18 protein-coding genes are annotated in these 19,640 nt (G+C 63.4%); 3 read left to right on the top strand and 15 right to left on the bottom strand.

The window, feature by feature from the left end; all coding sequences use genetic code 11:
* Positions 1-66 precede the first annotated feature (66 nt).
* The 15 genes from rnhB to rpsB all read right to left on the bottom strand — a co-directional run bounded on the left by rnhB (position 67) and on the right by rpsB (position 14,495).
* A complete protein-coding gene (gene rnhB, locus L1F06_RS07395) occupies positions 67-693 on the bottom strand; it encodes a ribonuclease HII (protein ID WP_129484123.1) in 627 nt (208 codons plus the stop codon).
* Positions 693-1,826, bottom strand: coding sequence for a lipid-A-disaccharide synthase (gene lpxB, locus L1F06_RS07390; RefSeq protein ID WP_003244219.1), 1,134 nt, complete (start codon positions 1,824-1,826; stop codon positions 693-695). Before lpxB ends, rnhB begins: the two co-directional genes overlap by 1 nt.
* A gap of 5 nt (positions 1,827-1,831) precedes the next feature.
* Entirely contained in the window at positions 1,832-2,608 is a 777-nt protein-coding gene (gene lpxA, locus L1F06_RS07385) for an acyl-ACP--UDP-N-acetylglucosamine O-acyltransferase (RefSeq protein WP_129484122.1), read from the bottom strand.
* Positions 2,605-3,045 carry a 3-hydroxyacyl-ACP dehydratase FabZ gene (fabZ, locus tag L1F06_RS07380; RefSeq protein ID WP_003244215.1) on the bottom strand — a complete coding sequence of 147 codons (441 nt, stop codon included), beginning with the start codon at positions 3,043-3,045 and terminating at the stop codon, positions 2,605-2,607. Before fabZ ends, lpxA begins: the two co-directional genes overlap by 4 nt.
* A 47-nt stretch (positions 3,046-3,092) precedes the next feature.
* Complete coding sequence (gene lpxD / locus L1F06_RS07375) at positions 3,093-4,154, bottom strand: UDP-3-O-(3-hydroxymyristoyl)glucosamine N-acyltransferase (protein ID WP_085986038.1); 1,062 nt, start codon at positions 4,152-4,154, stop codon at positions 3,093-3,095.
* Positions 4,151-4,654, bottom strand: a complete 504-nt coding sequence (locus L1F06_RS07370; protein ID WP_003244211.1) for an OmpH/Skp family outer membrane protein — start codon at positions 4,652-4,654, stop codon at positions 4,151-4,153. The genes lpxD and L1F06_RS07370 overlap by 4 nt, the downstream gene beginning before the upstream one ends.
* A gap of 44 nt (positions 4,655-4,698) precedes the next feature.
* Positions 4,699-7,059, bottom strand: coding sequence for an outer membrane protein assembly factor BamA (gene bamA / locus L1F06_RS07365; protein ID WP_003244210.1), 2,361 nt, complete (start codon positions 7,057-7,059; stop codon positions 4,699-4,701).
* 87 nt (positions 7,060-7,146) lie between these two features.
* Positions 7,147-8,499: a sigma E protease regulator RseP gene (rseP, locus tag L1F06_RS07360; protein ID WP_096826969.1), complete on the bottom strand. Its 1,353-nt coding sequence runs from the start codon at positions 8,497-8,499 to the stop codon at positions 7,147-7,149.
* Between the two features lie 17 nt (positions 8,500-8,516).
* Positions 8,517-9,701, bottom strand: coding sequence for a 1-deoxy-D-xylulose-5-phosphate reductoisomerase (ispC, locus tag L1F06_RS07355; RefSeq protein ID WP_012019183.1), 1,185 nt, complete (start codon positions 9,699-9,701; stop codon positions 8,517-8,519).
* Positions 9,698-10,513 (bottom strand): phosphatidate cytidylyltransferase, encoded by an 816-nt coding sequence (locus tag L1F06_RS07350; protein WP_129484121.1) that lies wholly within the window; start codon positions 10,511-10,513, stop codon positions 9,698-9,700. The genes ispC and L1F06_RS07350 overlap by 4 nt, the downstream gene beginning before the upstream one ends.
* Positions 10,513-11,259, bottom strand: a complete 747-nt coding sequence (uppS, locus tag L1F06_RS07345) for a polyprenyl diphosphate synthase (RefSeq protein WP_096826974.1) — start codon at positions 11,257-11,259, stop codon at positions 10,513-10,515. The genes L1F06_RS07350 and uppS overlap by 1 nt, the downstream gene beginning before the upstream one ends.
* Positions 11,260-11,277: 18 nt before the next feature.
* The gene (frr, locus tag L1F06_RS07340) at positions 11,278-11,835 is read right to left on the bottom strand and encodes a ribosome recycling factor (RefSeq protein ID WP_003244203.1); all 558 of its coding nucleotides are present in this window, start codon (positions 11,833-11,835) and stop codon (positions 11,278-11,280) included.
* The gene (pyrH, locus tag L1F06_RS07335) at positions 11,832-12,575 is read right to left on the bottom strand and encodes a UMP kinase (RefSeq protein ID WP_003244202.1); all 744 of its coding nucleotides are present in this window, start codon (positions 12,573-12,575) and stop codon (positions 11,832-11,834) included. The genes frr and pyrH overlap by 4 nt, the downstream gene beginning before the upstream one ends.
* Before the next feature lie 183 nt (positions 12,576-12,758).
* Positions 12,759-13,622, bottom strand: coding sequence for a translation elongation factor Ts (tsf, locus tag L1F06_RS07330; RefSeq protein ID WP_003244200.1), 864 nt, complete (start codon positions 13,620-13,622; stop codon positions 12,759-12,761).
* A gap of 129 nt (positions 13,623-13,751) precedes the next feature.
* Complete coding sequence (gene rpsB / locus L1F06_RS07325) at positions 13,752-14,495, bottom strand: 30S ribosomal protein S2 (RefSeq protein WP_003244198.1); 744 nt, start codon at positions 14,493-14,495, stop codon at positions 13,752-13,754.
* A 316-nt stretch (positions 14,496-14,811) separates the two neighbouring features.
* Here rpsB and map point away from each other — a divergent pair, with 316 nt between their 5' ends.
* From map to dapC, 3 genes are all read left to right on the top strand, one after another.
* Positions 14,812-15,594, top strand: a complete 783-nt coding sequence (gene map / locus L1F06_RS07320) for a type I methionyl aminopeptidase (protein WP_003244196.1) — start codon at positions 14,812-14,814, stop codon at positions 15,592-15,594.
* Positions 15,595-15,682: 88 nt separating this feature from the next.
* Positions 15,683-18,382: a [protein-PII] uridylyltransferase gene (locus tag L1F06_RS07315; protein ID WP_003244188.1), complete on the top strand. Its 2,700-nt coding sequence runs from the start codon at positions 15,683-15,685 to the stop codon at positions 18,380-18,382.
* A gap of 37 nt (positions 18,383-18,419) precedes the next feature.
* Positions 18,420-19,616: a succinyldiaminopimelate transaminase gene (gene dapC / locus L1F06_RS07310; RefSeq protein WP_129484120.1), complete on the top strand. Its 1,197-nt coding sequence runs from the start codon at positions 18,420-18,422 to the stop codon at positions 19,614-19,616.
* Positions 19,617-19,640 lie beyond the last annotated feature (24 nt).

Raw genomic sequence — 19,640 nt, 5'->3', positions numbered from 1 at the left:
GCCTTGCAGGTGAAAACGACAAAGCGCGGATTGTAGCCTAAGCGGGTCTGACTTAGGGCCAGAGGTTCAGACCGTGGCGGCGATGCAATCGACGGCTACCGGCTCGAGCAGCGCCCGCACCGGGGCGAAGGAGCGCCGATGGATGGGGGTCGGCCCCAGGCGCTGCAGCGCCTCGAGATGAACGGGCGTCGGATAACCCTTGTGACCGGCGATGCCGTAGCCGGGATAGCGGCGATCCATCTCGAGCATCTCGCGGTCGCGGCTGACCTTGGCCAGAATCGAAGCCGCGGCGATCGCCGGTACTCGACTGTCACCCTTGACCACCGGTGCACTGGGTAGCGCCAGCCTGGGGCAGCGGTTGCCATCGATCAGCGCCAGTTTCGGCGTCACGCTCAGGCCTTCGACAGCGCGCTGCATGGCCAGCATGGTGGCATGCAGGATGTTCAGGCGGTCGATCTCCTCCACCTCGGCGCGGGCGATGCACCAGGCCAGGGCCTTCTCGCGAATTTCGTCGAACAGCACTTCGCGACGCGCCTCGGTGAGCTTCTTCGAATCGTTCAGACCGATGATCGGCCGCAGGGGATCGAGAATCACCGCCGCCGTGACCACCGCGCCGCAGAGCGGGCCACGGCCGACTTCGTCGACGCCGGCGACCAGCTCTTCGACCAGGGTGAAGTCGAGGCCCAGCTGCATCAGTCGCGCCCCGCCAGCTTGAGCACGGCGTCCGCCGCCGACACCGAGGCGTCGCGACGCAGCGCACGGTGAATCACGTCGAATCCTTCGGTCTGTACCTGACCGCCATCAATCAGCGGCGCCACGGCCTGGGCCAGGGCCTCGGCGGTCGCCGCCTCCTGGATCAGTTCGGGCACCAGCAGACGCTCGGCCAGCAGATTGGGCAGCGAGATGTAGGGACTTTTGACCAGGCGCTTGAGAATCCGATAGGTCAGCGGTGCCACGCGATAGGCCACCACCATCGGCCGCTTGTACAGCAGTGCCTCCAGCGTGGCGGTACCCGAAGCGATCAGCACCGCATCGCAGGCGGCCAAAGCCTCGTGAGAGCGGCCGTCGAGCAGGGTCAGCGGCAGATCGCGGCTGGCCAGCATCTGCTCCAGTTGCGCGCGCCGCTCGGGCGTGGCGCAGGGCAGCAGGAAGCGAACGCCTGGACGCAAGGCGCGCAGGCGAATGGCCGCATCGAGGAACAGATCGCCCAGACGCGCCACCTCCCCGCCTCGGCTGCCCGGCATCAGGGCAACGACCGGCCCGTCCTGCGGCAGGTCCAGCGCTTCGCGGGCGGCGGCGCGGTCGGCCTGCTGGGGAATGGCATCGGCCAAGGGATGACCGACGAAACGCACCGGCACCTGATGGGCGTCGTAGAACTGCGCTTCGAAGGGGAACAGGGTCAGCATCAGGTCACAGGCTTCGCGAATCTTCAGCACGCGCTTCTGCCGCCAGGCCCAGACCGACGGGCTGACGTAATGCACCGTCTTGATCCCGGCTCGGCGCAGCTTAAGCTCCAGGCCCAGATTGAAGTCGGGGGCATCGATACCGATGAACACGTCCGGCTTTGCGGCGATCAGATCGCGGGCCAGCTGGCGGCGGCGGCCGAGCAGTTCGAACAGACGGCCGAGCACCTCGACCAGGCCCATGACCGCCAGGCGTTCCATGGGGAAGTAGGATTTCAGGCCTTCGGCTTCCATGCGCGCACCGCCGACGCCGATGAATTCGGCATCCGGATGGCGCGCCTTGATGGCCTGCATCAGGCCGGAACCGAGAATGTCACCGGACGCCTCACCGGCGACCAGTGCGACGCGAATAGGTCTACTCATGGGAATCAGCGCGTGATGCCGCGTGTGGAGGCCTGGATGGAGTCGCGGAACACCGCGACCTCCGGGAACTGCGCAGCGGACTCGGCCAGCTCCGTCAGCGCCTGCTCGACGGTCAGCCCCTGGCGATAAACCAGTTTGTAGGCCTTGCGCAGCGCAGCGATGGCCTCGGCCGAAAAGCCACGACGACGCATGCCCTCGAAGTTCATGCTGCGCGCTTCGGCCGGGTTGCCGAACACGGTGACGTACGCCGGAACGTCCTTGCCAATGGCTGTGCCCATGCCGGAGAAGCTGTGCGCGCCGATGCGGCAGAACTGATGCACCAGGGTGTAACCGGAAAGAATCGCCCAGTCGTCGACCCAGACATGGCCAGCCAGAGCCGTGTTATTGACCAGAATGCAGTGATTGCCGATCACGCTGTCGTGGCCGATATGGGCGTAGGCCATGATCAGGTTGTGGTCGCCAATGGTGGTTTCGCTACGATCCTGCACGGTGCCACGGTGAATGGTGACGCCTTCGCGGATGGTGTTGTGATCGCCGATCACCAGGCGCGTCGGCTCGCCCTTGTATTTCAGGTCAGGCGTATCCTCACCCACCGAGGAGAACTGGTAGATGCGGTTGTGCTTGCCGATCACGGTCGGCCCCTTGAGCACCACGTGCGGGCCGATGATTGTACCCTCGCCGATTTCCACATCGGGCCCGACAATGCTCCACGGGCCGACGACGACGTCGTCGGCCAGTCTGGCACTGGGGTCGATGATGGCGCGGGGGTCAATCGAACTCATAGTTTGCGTTCCGCACAGATGATTTCAGCGGAGCAGACTTCCTTGCCATCGACGGTGGCGCGGCACTCGAATTTCCAGATGCTGCGACGGTCGCTCAGGTACTTGGCTTCCAGCGTGAGCTGATCGCCCGGCAGCACCGGCGAGCGGAAACGCAGCTTGTCCGAACCGACGAAGTAATAGAGGGTGCCGTCGGCCGGCTTCACGCCCATCATCTTGAAACCGAGGATGCCGGCGGCCTGGGCCATGGCCTCGATGATCAGCACGCCAGGCATGATCGGGTGTTCGGGGAAATGGCCATTGAAGAACGGCTCGTTGATGCTGACATTCTTATAGGCGCGAATCTGCTTGCCTTCGACGTCCAGGTCCACCACACGATCCACCAGCAGGAAAGGATAGCGGTGCGGCAAATATTCACGAATTTCGTTGATGTCCATCATGTCCGATTAAGCCTGTAAGAAAAGAAAAGAGCACTACAACGTCGTGCTCAGGCATCAGATGAGACGTTCGCCGTCTGGGTCACGGCGGCCAGCTGTTTTTCCAGCTCACGCAAACGCTTGGCCATCTCGTCCAACTGACGAATACGCGCCGCGCTCTTCTTCCATTCGCCCGCCGGTTGCATGGCGGTACCGGAAGAATAGGCGCCCGGTTCGGTGATCGAGCGCGTGACCATGGTCATGCCGGTGACGAATACGTTGTCGCACACCTCGATGTGACCAACCATGCCGACGCCACCGGCGATCATGCAGTTCTTGCCGATCTTGGTGCTGCCGGAAATACCGCAGCAGCCGGCCATGGCGGTGTTGTCACCGACCTGCACGTTGTGCGCGATCATGATCTGGTTATCCAGCTTCACGCCATTGCCGATCAGGGTGTCGGAGAGCGCACCCCGGTCGATGGTGGTATTGGCGCCGATCTCTACGTCATCACCGATGGTCACCCCACCGATCTGCGCGATCTTCTGCCAGACGCCCTTCTCGTTGGCGAAACCGAAGCCCTCGCCACCGATCACCGCACCGGACTGGATCACCACACGCTTGCCGATCTGCACGTCGTGATACAGCGTCACGCGCGGTGCCAGCCAGCCGCCGTCACCGATCACGCTACGGGCACCAACCACACAGTGCGCGCCGATACTGACCTCGGCACCGATACGCGCGCCACTCTCGATGACCGCGTAGGGCCCCACACTGGCGCTCGGATCGACCTGCGCGTCGTCGGCGACCTGGGCGGTGGCATGAATGCCGGGAGCAGCCTTGGGCTTGCGATCGAACAGATGCGACAGCTGGGCGTAGGCCAGATAGGGATTGGCAACGATCAGGGCATCGCCAGCGTAACCTTCGGCATCAGCTGCGCTCAGCAGCACAGCGCCGGCCTGGGTCTGCGCCAGAAACTTGCGGTACTGGGCGTTGGCCAGGAAGCTCAACTGTTCGGGCCTGGCCTCCTGCAAGGTGGCCAGGCCCGTTATGACCTTAGCTTCGGCGCCACGCAAGGTGGCGCCCAGGCGCTCGGCCAACTGGCCGAGGGTGAATGTCGCACTCATGCTCAGCGCATCTGATTCATGCGCTCGATGACCTGGCGAGTGATGTCGAACTGAGGTTTGACATCGATCACCGCACCGCGCTCGAGCACCAGGTCGAAGTTACCCTTCTTGATCACTTCTTCCACGGCCTTGTCCAGGTTCGGCTTGAGCTTGGCCAGCATCTCGCGATCGGCGATGGCCTTGGCTTCGTTCAACTCCTTGGACTGGAACTGGAAGTCACGGGCCTTCTGCTTGAACTCGAGCTCGAGGCGCTCGCGCTCGGCCTGCTGCATCTTCTCGCCATCCTTGACCATGCGGTCCTGAATGCGCTTGGCATCGCTCTCCAGGGCCTTGAGCTTGTTCAGCTGCGGACCGAACTTCTTCTCGGCATCGACCGCGTAGCGCTTGGCCGCATCCGATTCGAGCAGCGCCATCTGATAGTTCAGCACGGCCACTTTCATCTCGGCGAACGCCGGAGTGGCGATCAGAGCGGCGGTGAACAGAACCAGTTGAGTCAACTTACGCACAATGCACTCCTGCAACAAAACTGTTGGCTTTCGGTGAATGAGTTTTAGAAGGTCTGACCCAGGGAGAACTGGAAGACCTGAGTATCGGCATCATCCGGCTTCTTGATCGGCATGGCCAGGCTGAAGCTCAGCGGGCCGAGCGCGGTAATCCAGGTCAGGCCGACACCCACGGAGCTGGCCAGGTTGCTGAAATCGATGTCGCAGCTGTCGCTGAGCTTCTTCTGGCTCGACGAGCAGTTGGTATCGAAGACGTTACCCACATCCCAGAACAGCGCGGTACGCAGCGAGCGCTGATCCTTGACGAACGGCATGGGGAACAGCATCTCGACGCCGCCCTGCACCAGCACGTTACCGCCGAACGGCAACGGATCCTGGTCCGGGTCGCGGAGCGTGCCAGGCTTGTTGCCGGAGCTCGGCGTACTGCGTGGCCCCAGGCTGCTGTCCTTGAAGCCGCGTACCGAGTTGAAACCACCGGCATAGTAATGCTCGTAGAACGGCAATTCGGCGGTGGAACCATAGCTGTCGCCATAACCCAGCTGGGTATGGAAGCGCAGGGTGTAGGTGTCGCTGATCGGTTTGAATACCTGGCCGCGATAGTCGAGCTTGTAGAACGACAGATCGCTGCCCGGAATGGTGGTTTCCAGCACCAGGCTCTGCGAGTGACCACGGTTGGCCAACACGCCACGGTTGAGGGTCGACTCGGACCAGCCGATGGAGCCCTTGAAGTTCAGGTAATTGTCGCCCTCGGCCTCGATGAAGTCGAAGATCTCGTCGACGGTGTAGCGGCCGGTATCGATAGTATCCTGCTGCACAGTCAGACCGTAGGTCAGACGCGCGGTCTCGCTGATCGGATAACCGATGTTGATGCCGGCGCCCAGGCTGTCGACCGAGTAGCTGGATACATCGACATCGAGCTCGTCGTAGTCGGTGGTGCGGTAGAAGGCGTTGTAGCCCAGGCTGACGCCATCGACGGTCCAGTAGGGGTCGACGAAGCCGAAGCTGTAACGGGTCTGGTATTCGCTGCGGGTCAGACCGAGGCTGACGCGGTTACCGGTACCCAGGAAGTTGTTCTGGCTGATCGAGCCACCCAGGATCAGACCGGCGTTCTGGGCGAAACCGACGCTGGCGGTGATGGAGCCGGACGGCTGCTCTTCGACGCTGTAGTTGACGTCGATCTGGTCGTCGGTACCCGGCACCTGCGGGGTTTCGACGTTGACTTCCTTGAAGAAGCCCAGACGCTCGAGGCGAACCTTGGACTGATCGATCAGATAGGTCGAGGCCCAGCCACCTTCCATCTGGCGCATCTCACGACGCAGCACCTCGTCCTCGGACTTGGTGTTGCCACGGAAGTTGATGCGGTTGACGTAGGCGCGCTTGCCCGGATCGACGAAGAAGGTGATGGAAACGGTGTTGTCCTCGTCGTGCGCTTCCGGCACGCCGTTGACGTTGGCGAAGGTGTAGCCCTCGTTACCCAGGCGACGGGTGATCAGCTCGCTGGTGGTGGTCATCACCTTGCGCGAGAACACCTGCCCTTCCTTCACCAGCAGCAGTGCGCGCACGTCTTCTTCCGGTACCTTGAGGTCACCGGACAGTTTCACGTCGCGAACGCTGTACTTCTCGCCCTCTTCAACGTTGACGGTGATGTAGACGTGCTTCTTGTCCGGGGTGATGGATACCTGAGTGGAGCTGATATCCATGTTGATGTAACCACGGTCCAGATAGTAGGAGCGCAGACGCTCCAAGTCACCGGACAGCTTTTCGCGAGCGTACTTGTCGTCGTTCTTGAAGAACGACAGCCAGTTGGTGGTCTTCAGTTCGAACAGGTCGGTCAGGTCTTCATCGCTGAACACCGTGTTGCCCACCACGTTGATGTGCGAGATGGCGGCGACGGTGCCTTCGTTGATGGTGATCTTCAGCGCCACGCGGTTGCGCGGCTGGGGAATCACCTCGGCCTGGATTTCCGCGGAGTAGCGGCCCTGCGCAACATACTGGCGCTGCAGCTCGTTGCGCACGCCTTCGAGCGTGGCGCGCTGGAAGATCTCGCCCTCGGCCAGGCCGGACTGATTCAGACCCTTGAGCAGGTCCTCGGTGGTGATGGCCTTGTTGCCTTCGATTTCGATACCGGAAATGGAAGGACGCTCGACCACGGTGATGACCAGCACGTCGCCATCGCGACCGAGCTGGATATCCTGGAAGAAACCGGTGCGGAACAGGGAGCGGGTGGCATCGACCAGCTGGCGGTCGTCGACCTGCTCACCCACGTTCAGCGGCAGTGCGCCAAATACGCTACCGGCGGAAACCCGCTGGAGACCGTTGACGCGTATATCGGAGATGGTGAAGGACTCGGCGTGAACTTCGGCGATCATCAATGCGGACAGTACCGCAGGTAGCAGCAGACGTTTCATGAAGTCCTTTCTTATTCCAACTGACGATAAAAACTGCCGCCCAAGGCGACACTTCTTGTGAATCTCGAGAGCGCAATTCAGCAATGCTTACAGACGGCCAAGATCGTTGACCAGAGCCAGCAACATGACCCCGATGACCAGACTGATGCCGATCTGCATCCCCCAACCCTGGACCCGCTCAGACAAGGGGCGACCACGCACCCACTCGACCAGATAAAACAGCAGATGCCCACCATCCAGTACGGGGATGGGCAGCAGATTCAGAACCCCCAGGCTAATACTCAGATATGCAAGGAATTTCAGGAAATCCCCCAGCCCTGACTCAGCTGAAGCGCCCGCCACTTTAGCAATGGTTATCGGCCCACTCAAGTTTTTTACCGAGAGCTCTCCGAACAGCATTTTCCGCAATGAATCGAGGGTCAGAAGGCTCATCGCCCAGGTCTGACGCATGCCTTCGGCGATGCCTTCGATGGGACCGTAGCGCACCTCACGCAGCATCTCCGGCGGCCATTCCACCCCCTGCACGCCGGCGCCCAGATAACCGCTGCGCACCTCACCCTCGCCGCGCGCCGCCAGTGTCAGCTCGACATCCTGCGCTTGCCCGGCACGCTCGATGCGCAGGGTCACGGCCTCTCCCGGCAGCGCCCGCACGCGATCGACCAGATCCTGCCAGTCGGCCAGCGGCTCGCCATCGAGCGCCAGCAATCTGTCGCCCGTCTGCAACCCTGCCGCGTGGGCCGGCCCCTTGGGGTCCAGCTCGGCCAGCACCGGCTCCAGAGCCGGACGCCAGGGACGAATGCCCAGCGACCCGATGGGATCGGGCTCGTCGACGCCACGCTGCCAATTGTCCAGCTGCACCTGCTTGGGCGTTTCAACGGTCGACCCCGGCTCGAGGACGCGCAGATTCAGGGTGCCGCTCTCACCGAGACGACGCACCAGTTGCAGGTTGACCGCAGCCCAGCCGCTGGTTGCCTCGCCATTGACCGCGACGATCTCCTGCCCCGCCTGCAGCCCCGCAGCCGCTGCCAGACTGCCTTCCTGCACCGCGCCGATGACCGGGCGCACCTGCTGGCTACCGAGCATGGCGACGAACCAGAAGAACAGCAGAGCCAGCAGGAAGTTGGCCAGCGGGCCTGCAGCGACGATAGCGATGCGCTGGCGCACGCTCTTGCGATTGAAGGACTGCTCGACCAGCTCGGGCGGTACGTCGCCCTCACGCTCGTCGAGCATCTTCACGTAGCCACCAAGCGGAATGGCCGCGATCACGAATTCGGTACCCTGCCGGTCATGCCAGCGCAGCAGAGGCGTACCGAAGCCGACGGAAAAGCGCAGGACCTTGACCCCGCAACGCCGGGCCACCCAGAAATGCCCGTATTCGTGAAAGGTCACCAGGACACCCAGAGCGATCAGGGTGCCGACCACCATATACAGCCCACTCATCTATTCTCTCCAGCCCATCAATGCCGGGCGAGCCATTCACCAGCCAGGGCGCGCGCCCGGCGATCGGCCTCGAAGACCGCATCGAGCGCTTCGACTGCCCGCGCCGACTCCGCGTTCAACACGAACTCAATCATACGCGCGATATCGCTGAAGCGGATGCGGCGCTGCAGAAAGGCGTCGACCGCGACCTCGTTGGCCGCGTTGAGCATCGCCGGAGCGCTGCCGCCGACCTGCGCCGCCTCGCGCGCCAGGCGAAGACAGGGAAAGCGCTGCTCGTCGGGGCGCTCGAAATCCAGGCGACCGATGGCAAACAGATCCAGGGGCGACACCCCCGAATCGATACGCTGCGGCCAGGCCAGGGCATGGGCGATGGGCGTGCGCATGTCCGGGTTGCCCAACTGCGCCAGCACCGAACCGTCGACGTAATCGACCAGCGAATGAATCACGCTCTGCCGATGGATGACCACCTCGATCTGCTCGGGACGCGCATCGAACAGCCAGCAGGCTTCGATCAGCTCCAGCCCCTTGTTCATCATGCTCGCCGAGTCCACGGAGATCTTGCGCCCCATCGACCAGTTGGGATGTGCACAGGCCTGCTCGGGCGTGACACGCTCCAGCTCGGCCAGCGGCGTTTCGCGAAAGGGACCGCCGGAAGCGGTGAGCAGCACCCGACGCACGCCGACCGCCTGCAGCCCGCGGCCGTAGTCGCCCGGCAGACACTGGAAAATGGCGTTGTGCTCGCTATCGATCGGCAGCAAGGTGGCGCCGCTCTCGCGCACCGCCTGCATAAACAGGGCGCCGGACATCACCAACGCCTCCTTGTTGGCCAGCAGCACTTTCTTGCCGGCCTGCACCGCCGCCAGGGTCGGCCTCAGGCCGGCGGCACCGACGATCGCCGCCATTACGCAGTCGACCTCGCCATGTCCAGCCACGGCGCACAGGCCCTCCTCGCCCACCAGCACCTCGGTGGGCAACGCCGCCGCTCGCAGGCTGCCCTGCAGAGCGTGCGCCGCGGCAGCGTCGGGCACCACGACATAGCGCGGACGATGCTGCACGCAGAGCGTCTCCAGCTCCGCCAGCCGGGAAAAGCCGCTGAGCGCGAATACCGCGTAACGCTCGGGGTGACGCGCGATCACGTCCAGGGTGCTCAGACCGATGGAGCCGGTCGCCCCCAGCACGGTGATCTGCTGCACTGTGCTCACAGCGAACCCCAGCCCGCCAGCCACAGCAGCGCCGCAAACAGCGGAATGGCCGCGGTGAGGCTGTCGATACGGTCGAGCACGCCGCCATGACCAGGCAGCAGGTTGCTGCTGTCCTTGATTCCGGACTGCCGCTTGAACATGCTCTCGGTCAGGTCACCGACCACCGAAACCAGCACCACCACAGCCGCACCACCAAGCGCCAGCAGCAGGCTGCCAAGGCCCCAGCCCTGCTGCAGACCAACCAGCAGGGTGATCAGCAGGCTGGTGGCGAGGCCGCCGTAGAGGCCTTCCCAGCTTTTTCCCGGGCTGACCCTGGGCGCCAGCTTGCGCTTGCCGAAGGTCTTGCCGGAAAAATAAGCACCGATATCCGCAGCCCAGACCAGCACCATGACGGCGATGATCAGGCCGTTGGCCTGCGGCCACTGCTTGAGCAGCACCAGCCCCTGCCAGGCCGGCAGCAGAATCAACAGACCGATCAGCAATTTGCCGGGCAGGCCGCCCCAGTACCGACTGCTGTCGGGGTAGCTGAGCACCAGCAGCGTCGCCGCAGCCCACCACAACACCGCAATGAGCAATAGCAGCGGCGCCAGCGCAGGCAGCAGATAGAGACCGTAGAGCAGCACCGCCACCCCGGCTGCATAGGCGATGCGCTGAGGCTGAGCGTCAAACCCGGCCAGACGCGCCCACTCCCAGGCACCCAGCGTGACCACCGCCCCGATGAATAGCGCGAAGGCGCCGCCGTCGAGCAGAAAAAAACCGCCCAGGGCGATGGGCAGCAGCACCAGCGCCGTGATGATTCGTTGCTTGAGCATTAGGAACGCGCCTCGGCTTCCACCTGCTCGCTGGTCTTGCCGAAGCGACGCTGGCGGGTAGCGAAATCGGCCAGCGCCTTGCGCATGGCCTCGTGCTTGAAATCCGGCCAGTAGAGGTCGGAGAAGTACAGTTCGCTGTAAGCCAACTGCCAGAGCAGGAAGTTACTGATGCGGTGCTCGCCACCGGTGCGTATGCACAGATCGGGCAACGGCAGATCGCCGGTGGCCAGACAGCCCTGCAGCAGCCCGGGGGTGATGTCCTCGGGCTGCAGATGCCCGGCCTGCACCTCGCGCGCCAGACGCTGGGCGGCCTGGGCGATATCCCACTGCCCGCCGTAGTTGGCAGCGATCTGCAAGATGAAGCGCCGGTTGCCGGCCGTCAGCAGCTCGGCCTCACGCATGGCGGCCTGCAACTCCGGATGAAAGCGCGAGCGATCACCGATGATGCGCAGGCCGATGTCGTTATCCAGCAGCTTCTTCGCCTCGCGGCGCAGCGCGCCGAGGAACAGCTCCATCAGCGCACCGACCTCCTCGGCCGGGCGCTGCCAGTTCTCACTGGAGAAGGCGAACAGGGTCAATACCTCGACACCCGACTCGGCGCACACCTCGATCACCGCGCGAACCGCGTCGACGCCCGCCTTGTGCCCCGCTACGCCCGGCAACAGGCGCTTCTTCGCCCAGCGGTTGTTGCCATCCATGATGATGGCGACATGCCGCGGCACCGCCCCCTGCTTGTTCTTGTCCATGTCGGGAAGCCTGTACCGTCAAACGGCCATCAGATCCGCTTCCTTGACCTCTAGGGCCTTGTCGACATCAGCGATGAACTTGTCGGTGATCTTCTGCAGCTCGTCAGCAGCACGACGCTCTTCGTCTTCGCTGATCTCCTTGGCCTTGGCCAGCTTCTTCAGCTCGGCCAAGGCGTCGCGGCGCACGTTGCGCACGGCGACCTTGGCGTCTTCGGCCACGCCACGCGCCTGCTTGGTGTAGCCCTTGCGGGTTTCCTCGGTCAGGGCAGGCATCGGCACGCGGATGGTGGTGCCGGCGCTGCTCGGGTTCAGACCCAGATCGGAGGTCATGATGGCCTTCTCGATGGCAGCGCTGAGGTTCTTGTCGTGAGCGACGATCTTCAGAGTACGAGCATCTTCAACGGTGATCGCAGCGACCTGATTCAGCGGCATGTCGCTACCCCAGGCCGGCACCTTGACGCTGTCGAGAATGCTCGGGTGAGCGCGGCCGGTACGGATGGAAGCCAGGTTACGATCCAGCGCTTCCAGGGATTTGCCCATACGCTCCTGAGCGTCTTTCTTGATGTCGTTGATCATTGTGCATCCTCCTCGATCAGGGTTCCTTCGGCGCCGCCCACCACTACATTGAGCAGAGCGCCCGGCTTGTTCATGTTGAAGACCCGCAGCGGCATGTTGTGATCGCGGCACAGGCAGATGGCCGTCAGATCCATCACGCCCAGCTTGCGATCGAGCACCTCGTCATAGGTCAGCCGCTCGAACTTCTCGGCATGCGGGTCCTTGAACGGGTCGGCAGTGTACACGCCATCGACCTTGGTCGCCTTCAGAACCACGTCGGCATCGATCTCGATGGCGCGCAGGCAGGCAGCCGAATCGGTAGTAAAGAACGGATTGCCGGTACCGGCAGCGAAGATCACCACCTCGCCGGTCTTCAGGTGACGCATGGCCTTGCGGCGGTCGTAATGATCGGTCACGCCGACCATGGAGATCGCCGACATGACGATGGCGGGGATATTCGAACGCTCCAGCGCGTCGCGCATGGCCAGGGCGTTCATCACCGTGGCCAGCATGCCCATGTGGTCACCGGTGACTCGGTCCATGCCGGCCGCCGAAAGGGCCGCACCGCGGAACAGGTTGCCGCCGCCGATGACCAGGCCGACCTGCACACCGATGCCGACCAGCTGGCCGACTTCCAGAGCCATGCGATCGAGCACCTTGGGATCGATACCGAAATCTTCCGAGCCCATCAGGGCCTCGCCGCTGAGTTTGAGCAGAATGCGTTTGTAGCGAGGTTGGCGACCACTCGTCTGCTGAGCCATTGCAAGTCTCTCCTGCGGCGATATGAATGCTGTTGCGATGCCAGGCATCGCGATTATCCGGCACTTCGATCGTGCCAACGACCGCTGCGATCGCGGCCGCTACTGCTTTTGCACCCCTTATTCGGCAAAGAGGCTGCACGCGCAAGCGGGCAGCCTCTCGGGGACAACTGGCCGAACTGCCGATTACTGCTTGCTGGCAGCAACCTGAGCAGCGACTTCGGCAGCGAAGTCGGTCTCGGCCTTCTCGATGCCTTCGCCCACTTCGTAACGTACGAAGGAAACGACTTCGGCACCGGCTTTCTTGACCAGGTCACCGACCTTGACTTCCGGATCCATGATGAAGGCTTGCTCGACCAGGCTGGCTTCGGCCAGGAACTTGGCGATACGGCCTTTGACCATGTTCTCGACGATGTTTTCCGGCTTGCCGGCGATCTTCTCGGCGTTCAGCTGCAGGAAGATTTCCTTTTCCTTGGCAACCAGCTCTTCGGAAACCTGGTCCGGCGATACCACGGCCGGGTTGCTGGCGGCGACGTGCATGGCAACGTGCTTGGCCAGCTCGTCGTTGCCGCCCTTCAGGACGACCAGAACACCGATGCGGTGGCCGTGCAGGTAGGCACCGACGGTTTCGCCGGAAACGGCGGTCAGACGACGGATGTTGACGTTCTCGCCGCACTTGGCAACCAGGGCTTCACGAGCCGACTCGCGGGAAGCGATCAGCGGAGCGGCTTCGGTCAGGTTCTTCTCGAAGGCTTCGTCGATGCTTTCCTTGACGAACGCCTTGAAGTCGTCCTGCAGGGCGAGGAAGTCGGTCTGCGAGTTGACTTCGATGATCACGCCACGGCCGCCTTCGACGCGAACGGCGATGGAGCCTTCGGCGGCGATGTTGCCGGCCTTCTTGGCAGCCTTGATGGCACCGGAAGCGCGCATGTCATCAATGGCTTTCTCGATGTCGCCACCGGCGGCAACCAGGGCCTTCTTGCATTCCATCATGCCTTGGCCGGTACGCTCGCGCAGTTCTTTAACCAGGGCTGCAGTAATCTCTGCCATCTTGAAAATCCTCTCGGTAGGTCTTCAACCATTCACCCGCCAGGCGGGCGATCAAATCTGTGAGTGGCAAAAAGGGGGCCTAGCCCCCTTCTTGCACAGCGCATAACGCTAAATGCTTGGCGTTACCGCCTAGCCTTCGGCGCTCTCGGCAGCCGGAGCTTCTTCGACGAACTCTTCAGTCGCGCCGCCAGCGTTGCTGCGACCACGGATCACGGCGTCGGCCATGGCACCCATGTACAGCTGGATGGCGCGGATGGCGTCGTCGTTACCTGGGATGATGTAGTCAACGCCTTCCGGGCTGCTGTTGGTATCGACAACGCCGATGACCGGAATGCCCAGCTTGTTGGCTTCGGTGATGGCGATGCGCTCGTGGTCGACGTCGATCACGAACAGCGCGTCCGGCAGACCGCCCATGTCCTTGATACCGCCCAGGCTGCGATCCAGTTTTTCCAGATCACGGGAGCGCATCAGGGCTTCTTTCTTGGTCAGCTTGGCGAAGGTGCCGTCCTGGGACTGGGTTTCCAGCTCGCGCAGGCGCTTGATCGAAGCACGGATGGTCTTGTAGTTGGTCAGCATGCCGCCCAGCCAGCGGTGATCGACGAACGGCGAGCCGCAACGAGCAGCTTCTTCGCGAACGATCTTGCCAGCGGAACGCTTGGTGCCGACGAACAGGATCTTGTTCTTGCCAGCAGCCAGCTTCTCAACGAACGACAGGGCGTCGTTGAACATCGGCAGGGTTTTTTCGAGGTTGATGATGTGAATCTTGTTGCGCGCGCCGAAAATGTACTTGCCCATTTTCGGGTTCCAGTAACGGGTCTGGTGGCCGAAGTGCACACCGGCCTTCAGCATATCGCGCATGTTGACTTGGGACATGATAGTTCCTTGATAAGTCGGGTTAGGCCTCCACGCATCCCAGCTTCCAACCCTCGCGGGCACCCAGGAAACCGTGTCGATACGTGTGTGGGTTTAAGGCTTTCGGGCCTGCTGCCCGTAAAGCGGCGCGTTTTATACCATACAAAGCAGCCGCAAGCTACAAGCCTCGCACTGCAAGCACAGACAAAGCTTCTCCACCAAAGCACACGGCGCTGCGCGCGCTTCTCGACGCCAGGGGCTTGCAGCTGCCTTTTGGGGCTTGCGGCTCGTAGCTGCTAAGATACTCCCCTTTTCCGTTCGCGCCCGAGAGCTTCATATGTCCGTCACCATCAAATCCCCCGAAGAAATCGAGAAAATGCGCGTCGCCGGTCGCCTGGCCGCCGAAGTGCTGGAGATGATCGGCGAGCACGTCAAGCCTGGCGTCACTACCGACGAGCTGGACCGCATCTGTCACGACTACATCGTCAACGTGCAGAAAGCCATTCCCGCGCCGCTCAACTACAAGGGCTTCCCCAAGTCGATCTGCACCTCGATCAACCATGTGGTGTGTCACGGCATCCCCAACGACAAGCCGTTGAAAGAGGGTGACGTGCTGAACATCGACGTCACCGTGATCAAGGATGGCTACCACGGCGACACCAGCAAGATGTTCATGGTCGGCAAGGTGGCGGAGTGGGCTGAGCGTCTGGCCAGGATCACCCAGGAGTGCATGTATAAAGGCATCGAGCTGGTCAAACCGGGCACGCGCCTGGGCGATATCGGCGAGGTGATCCAGAAACACGCCGAGAAGAACGGTTTTTCCGTGGTGCGCGAATACTGCGGCCACGGCATCGGCGCCGTGTTCCATGAAGAACCGCAGGTGCTGCACTACGGCAAGGCCGGTACCGGCATGGAACTCAAGGAAGGCATGACCTTCACCATCGAGCCGATGATCAACCAGGGACGCCCGGAAACCCGTCTGCTCGGCGATGGCTGGACCGCCATTACCAAGGACCGCAAGCTGTCGGCGCAGTGGGAGCACACCGTGCTGGTCACCGCCAACGGCTACGAGATCCTGACCCTGCGCAGCGACGATACCCTGCCGCGCACCTCGGCCTGACCGCGATCCGTAGGGTGCGCCGTGCGCACCATTGAAGCTTGTGGTGCGCATGGCGCACCCTACGAACCTTTAAGAGGAAGGCGCCTGCATGCCGCAGATGGACCCCGAACTGTTTGACCGCGGTCAGTTCCAGGCCGAGCTGGCGCTCAAGTCCAGCCCCATCGCCGCCTTCAAGAAGGCTATCCGCCATGCCCGCGAGGTGCTCGATGCGCGCTTCAAGGGCGGCCGCGACATCCGCCGTCTGGTGGAGGACCGCGCCTGGTTCGTCGACCAGATCCTGCAGGAAGCCTGGAAACGCTTCGCCTGGAGCGAGGACGCCGATATCGCCCTGCTCGCCGTCGGCGGTTATGGCCGCGGCGAACTGCACCCCTACTCGGATATCGATCTGCTGATCCTGCTCGACAGCAGCGATCATGAAATCTTCCGCGAGCCCATCGAAGGCTTTCTCACCCTGCTCTGGGACATCGGCCTGGAAGTGGGCCAGAGCGTGCGTTCGGTCGACGAATGCGCCGAAGAAGCACGCGCCGACCTGACGGTGATCACCAACCTGATGGAAAGCCGCACCATCGCCGGCCCGGAACATCTGCGCCAGCGCATGCAGCAGGTGACCAGCAGCGAACAGATGTGGCCGAGCAAGCACTTCTATCTGGCCAAGCGCGAGGAGCGCAAGGCGCGCCACGCCAAGTACAACGACACCGAGTACAACCTCGAGCCCAACGTCAAAGGCTCACCCGGCGGGCTGCGCGACATCCAGACCGTGCTCTGGGTCGCTCGCCGCCAGTTCGGCACCCTCAACCTGCAGGCCCTGGTGGGCCAGGGCTTTCTGCTGGAAAGCGAATACGCCCTGCTCTCCTCCAGCCAGGAGTTCCTGTGGAAGGTGCGCTACGCCCTGCACATGCTCGCTGGGCGCGCCGAAGACCGCCTGCTGTTCGACTACCAGGCCAGGATCGCCGCCCTGTTCGGCTATCAGGACGGCGACGGCAAGCGCAGCATCGAGCACTTCATGCAGAAGTACTACCGCGTGGTCATGGGCATTTCCGAGCTGTCGGACCTGATCAACCAGCACTTCGAGGAAGTCATCCTGCGCGCCGGCGAAAGCGGCCCGGCCACACCGCTGAACAGCCGCTTCCAGGTGCGCGACGGCTATATCGAGGTGACCCACCCGAACGTCTTCAAGCGCACCCCCTTCGCCATCCTCGAAGTCTTCGTGCTGATGGCGCAGAACCCCGAGATCAAGGGCGTACGCGCCGACAGCATTCGCCTGCTGCGCGACAGCCGCCACCTGATCGACGACGACTTCCGCAAGGACATCCGCAACACCAGCCTGTTCATCGAGCTGTTCAAGTGCAAGGAAGGCATCCACCGCAACCTGCGCCGCATGAACCGCTACGGCATCCTCGGCCGCTACCTGCCGGAGTTCGGCCATATCGTCGGGCAGATGCAGCACGACCTGTTCCACATCTATACGGTCGATGCGCACACCCTCAACCTGATCAAGCACCTGCGCAAGTTCCGCTGGCCGGAGCTGGCGGAGAAGTTCCCGCTGGCCAGCAAGCTCATCGACCGACTGCCCAAGCCCGAGCTGATCTACCTTGCCGGGCTCTACCACGACATCGGCAAGGGCCGCGGCGGCGACCACTCCGAGCTGGGCGCGGTGGACGCCGAAGCCTTCGCCCGCCGGCATCAGCTGCCGGCCTGGGACAGCGCCCTGATCGTCTGGCTGGTGCAGCACCACCTGGTGATGTCCACCACCGCGCAGCGCAAGGACCTGTCCGACCCGCAGGTGATCCACGACTTCGCCCAGTTCGTCGGCGACCAGACCCACCTGGACTACCTCTACGTGCTGACCGTGGCCGACATCAACGCCACCAACCCGAGCCTGTGGAACTCCTGGCGCGCCAGCCTGCTGCGCCAGCTCTACACCGAGACCAAGCGTGCGCTGCGCCGCGGCCTGGAAAACCCGCTGGATCGCGAAGAACAGATTCGCCAGACGCAGAGTGCGGCGCTGGACATCCTGGTGCGCGGTGGCACCGACCCGGACGACGCCGAACAGCTGTGGAGCCAGCTCGGCGACGACTACTTCCTGCGCCATACCGCCAACGACGTGGCCTGGCATACCGAGGCCATTCTCCAGCACCCGGCCGACAGCGGCCCGCTGGTGCTGATCAAGGAAACCACCCAGCGCGAGTTCGAGGGCGGTACGCAGATCTTCATCTACGCCCCGGACCAGCACGATTTCTTCGCCGTGACCGTGGCCGCGATGAGCCAGCTCAACCTGAACATTCACGATGCGCGCATCATCACCTCCACCAGCCAGTTCACCCTCGATACCTACGTGGTGCTGGACGCCGACGGCGGCTCGATCGGCGACAACCCCGCGCGCATCAAGCAGATTCGCGAAGGCCTGATCGAAGCGCTGAAGAACCCGGACGAGTACCCCACCATCATCCAGCGTCGGGTGCCGCGCCAGCTCAAGCACTTCGCCTTCGCCCCGCAGGTGACCATCCACAACGATGCGCAGCGCCCGGTGACCATTCTCGAGCTGACCGCACCGGACCGCCCCGGCCTGCTGGCACGCATCGGGCGGATCTTCCTCGAATACGACCTGTCGCTGCAGAACGCCAAGATCGCCACCCTGGGCGAACGGGTCGAAGACGTGTTCTTCGTCACCGATGCCAACAACCAGCCGCTGTCCGATCCCGAACTCTGTGCACGCCTGCAGGAAACCATCGTCCGCCGCCTGTCCGAGCCCAGCGCTCAGCCGCAGAGCCTGCAGATCGACATATGATTGAGCCGCCCCGCCTTCCGATGTACGCGAGATAACGATGAACCCAGCCCTCGACCAGCTCCAGCCCTACCCCTTCGAGAAACTGCGCGAACTGCTCGGCAGCGTGCAGCCGGCCGCCGACAAGCGTCCCATCGCCCTGTCCATTGGCGAGCCCAAGCACCGCTCGCCCGACTTCGTCGGCCAGGCGCTGACCGCCAACCTCGACAAGCTCGCCGTGTACCCGACCACCCTGGGCCTGCCCGAGCTGCGCCAGAGCATCGCCGCCTGGTGCGAACGCCGCTTCGGCGTGCCAACTGGCTGGCTGGATGCCGCGCGCCACGTGCTGCCGGTCAACGGCACCCGCGAGGCCCTGTTCGCCTTCACCCAGGCCGTGGTCGACCGCAATGACAAGGGCCTGGTGGTCAGCCCCAATCCCTTCTATCAGATCTACGAAGGTGCGGCGTTCCTCGCCGGCGCCGAGCCGCACTACCTGCCGTGCCTGGAAGCCCATGGCTTCAACCCGGACTTCGACGCGGTGCCGAGCGAAGTCTGGCAGCGCTGCCAGATTCTCTTCCTGTGCTCGCCGGGCAACCCCACCGGCGCGCTGATCCCGGTGGAGACGCTGAAGAAACTGATCGCCCTGGCCGACAAGCACGACTTCATCATCGCCGCCGACGAATGCTACAGCGAGCTGTACTTCGATGAGGATGCGCCACCGCCCGGCCTGCTCAGCGCCTGCGCCGAACTGGGCCGCAGCGACTTTGCGCGCTGCGTGGTGTTCCACAGCCTGTCCAAGCGCTCCAACCTGCCGGGCCTGCGCTCGGGCTTCGTCGCCGGCGACGCCGCGATTCTCAAGGCCTTCTTGCTGTATCGCACCTACCACGGCTGCGCCATGCCGGTGCAGACCCAGCTGGCCAGCGTCGCCGCCTGGAACGACGAGGATCACGTGCGCGCCAACCGCGACCTGTACCGCGAGAAGTTCGACGCCGTGCTGGATATCCTCGCGCCCGTGATGGACGTGCAGCGCCCGGACGGCGGCTTCTACCTGTGGGCGCGCACCCCGGGCGACGACACCCTGTTCACCCGCGAACTGTTCGCCGCCGAGCACGTCACCGTGGTGCCGGGCTCCTACCTGTCACGCGAGGTGAATGGCATCAACCCGGGCGCCGGCCGCGTGCGCATGGCGCTGGTCGCGCCGCTGGCCGAGTGCATCGAGGCCGCCGAGCGCATTCGCCGCTTCATCGAAAACGCCTGACTGCCAAGCCGCGGCCGAACGTTC

It is taken from the genome of Pseudomonas hydrolytica (genome assembly GCF_021495345.1).
GTDB lineage: Bacteria > Pseudomonadota > Gammaproteobacteria > Pseudomonadales > Pseudomonadaceae > Aquipseudomonas > Aquipseudomonas hydrolytica.
This window is presented reverse-complemented; position numbering and strand designations above follow the sequence as displayed.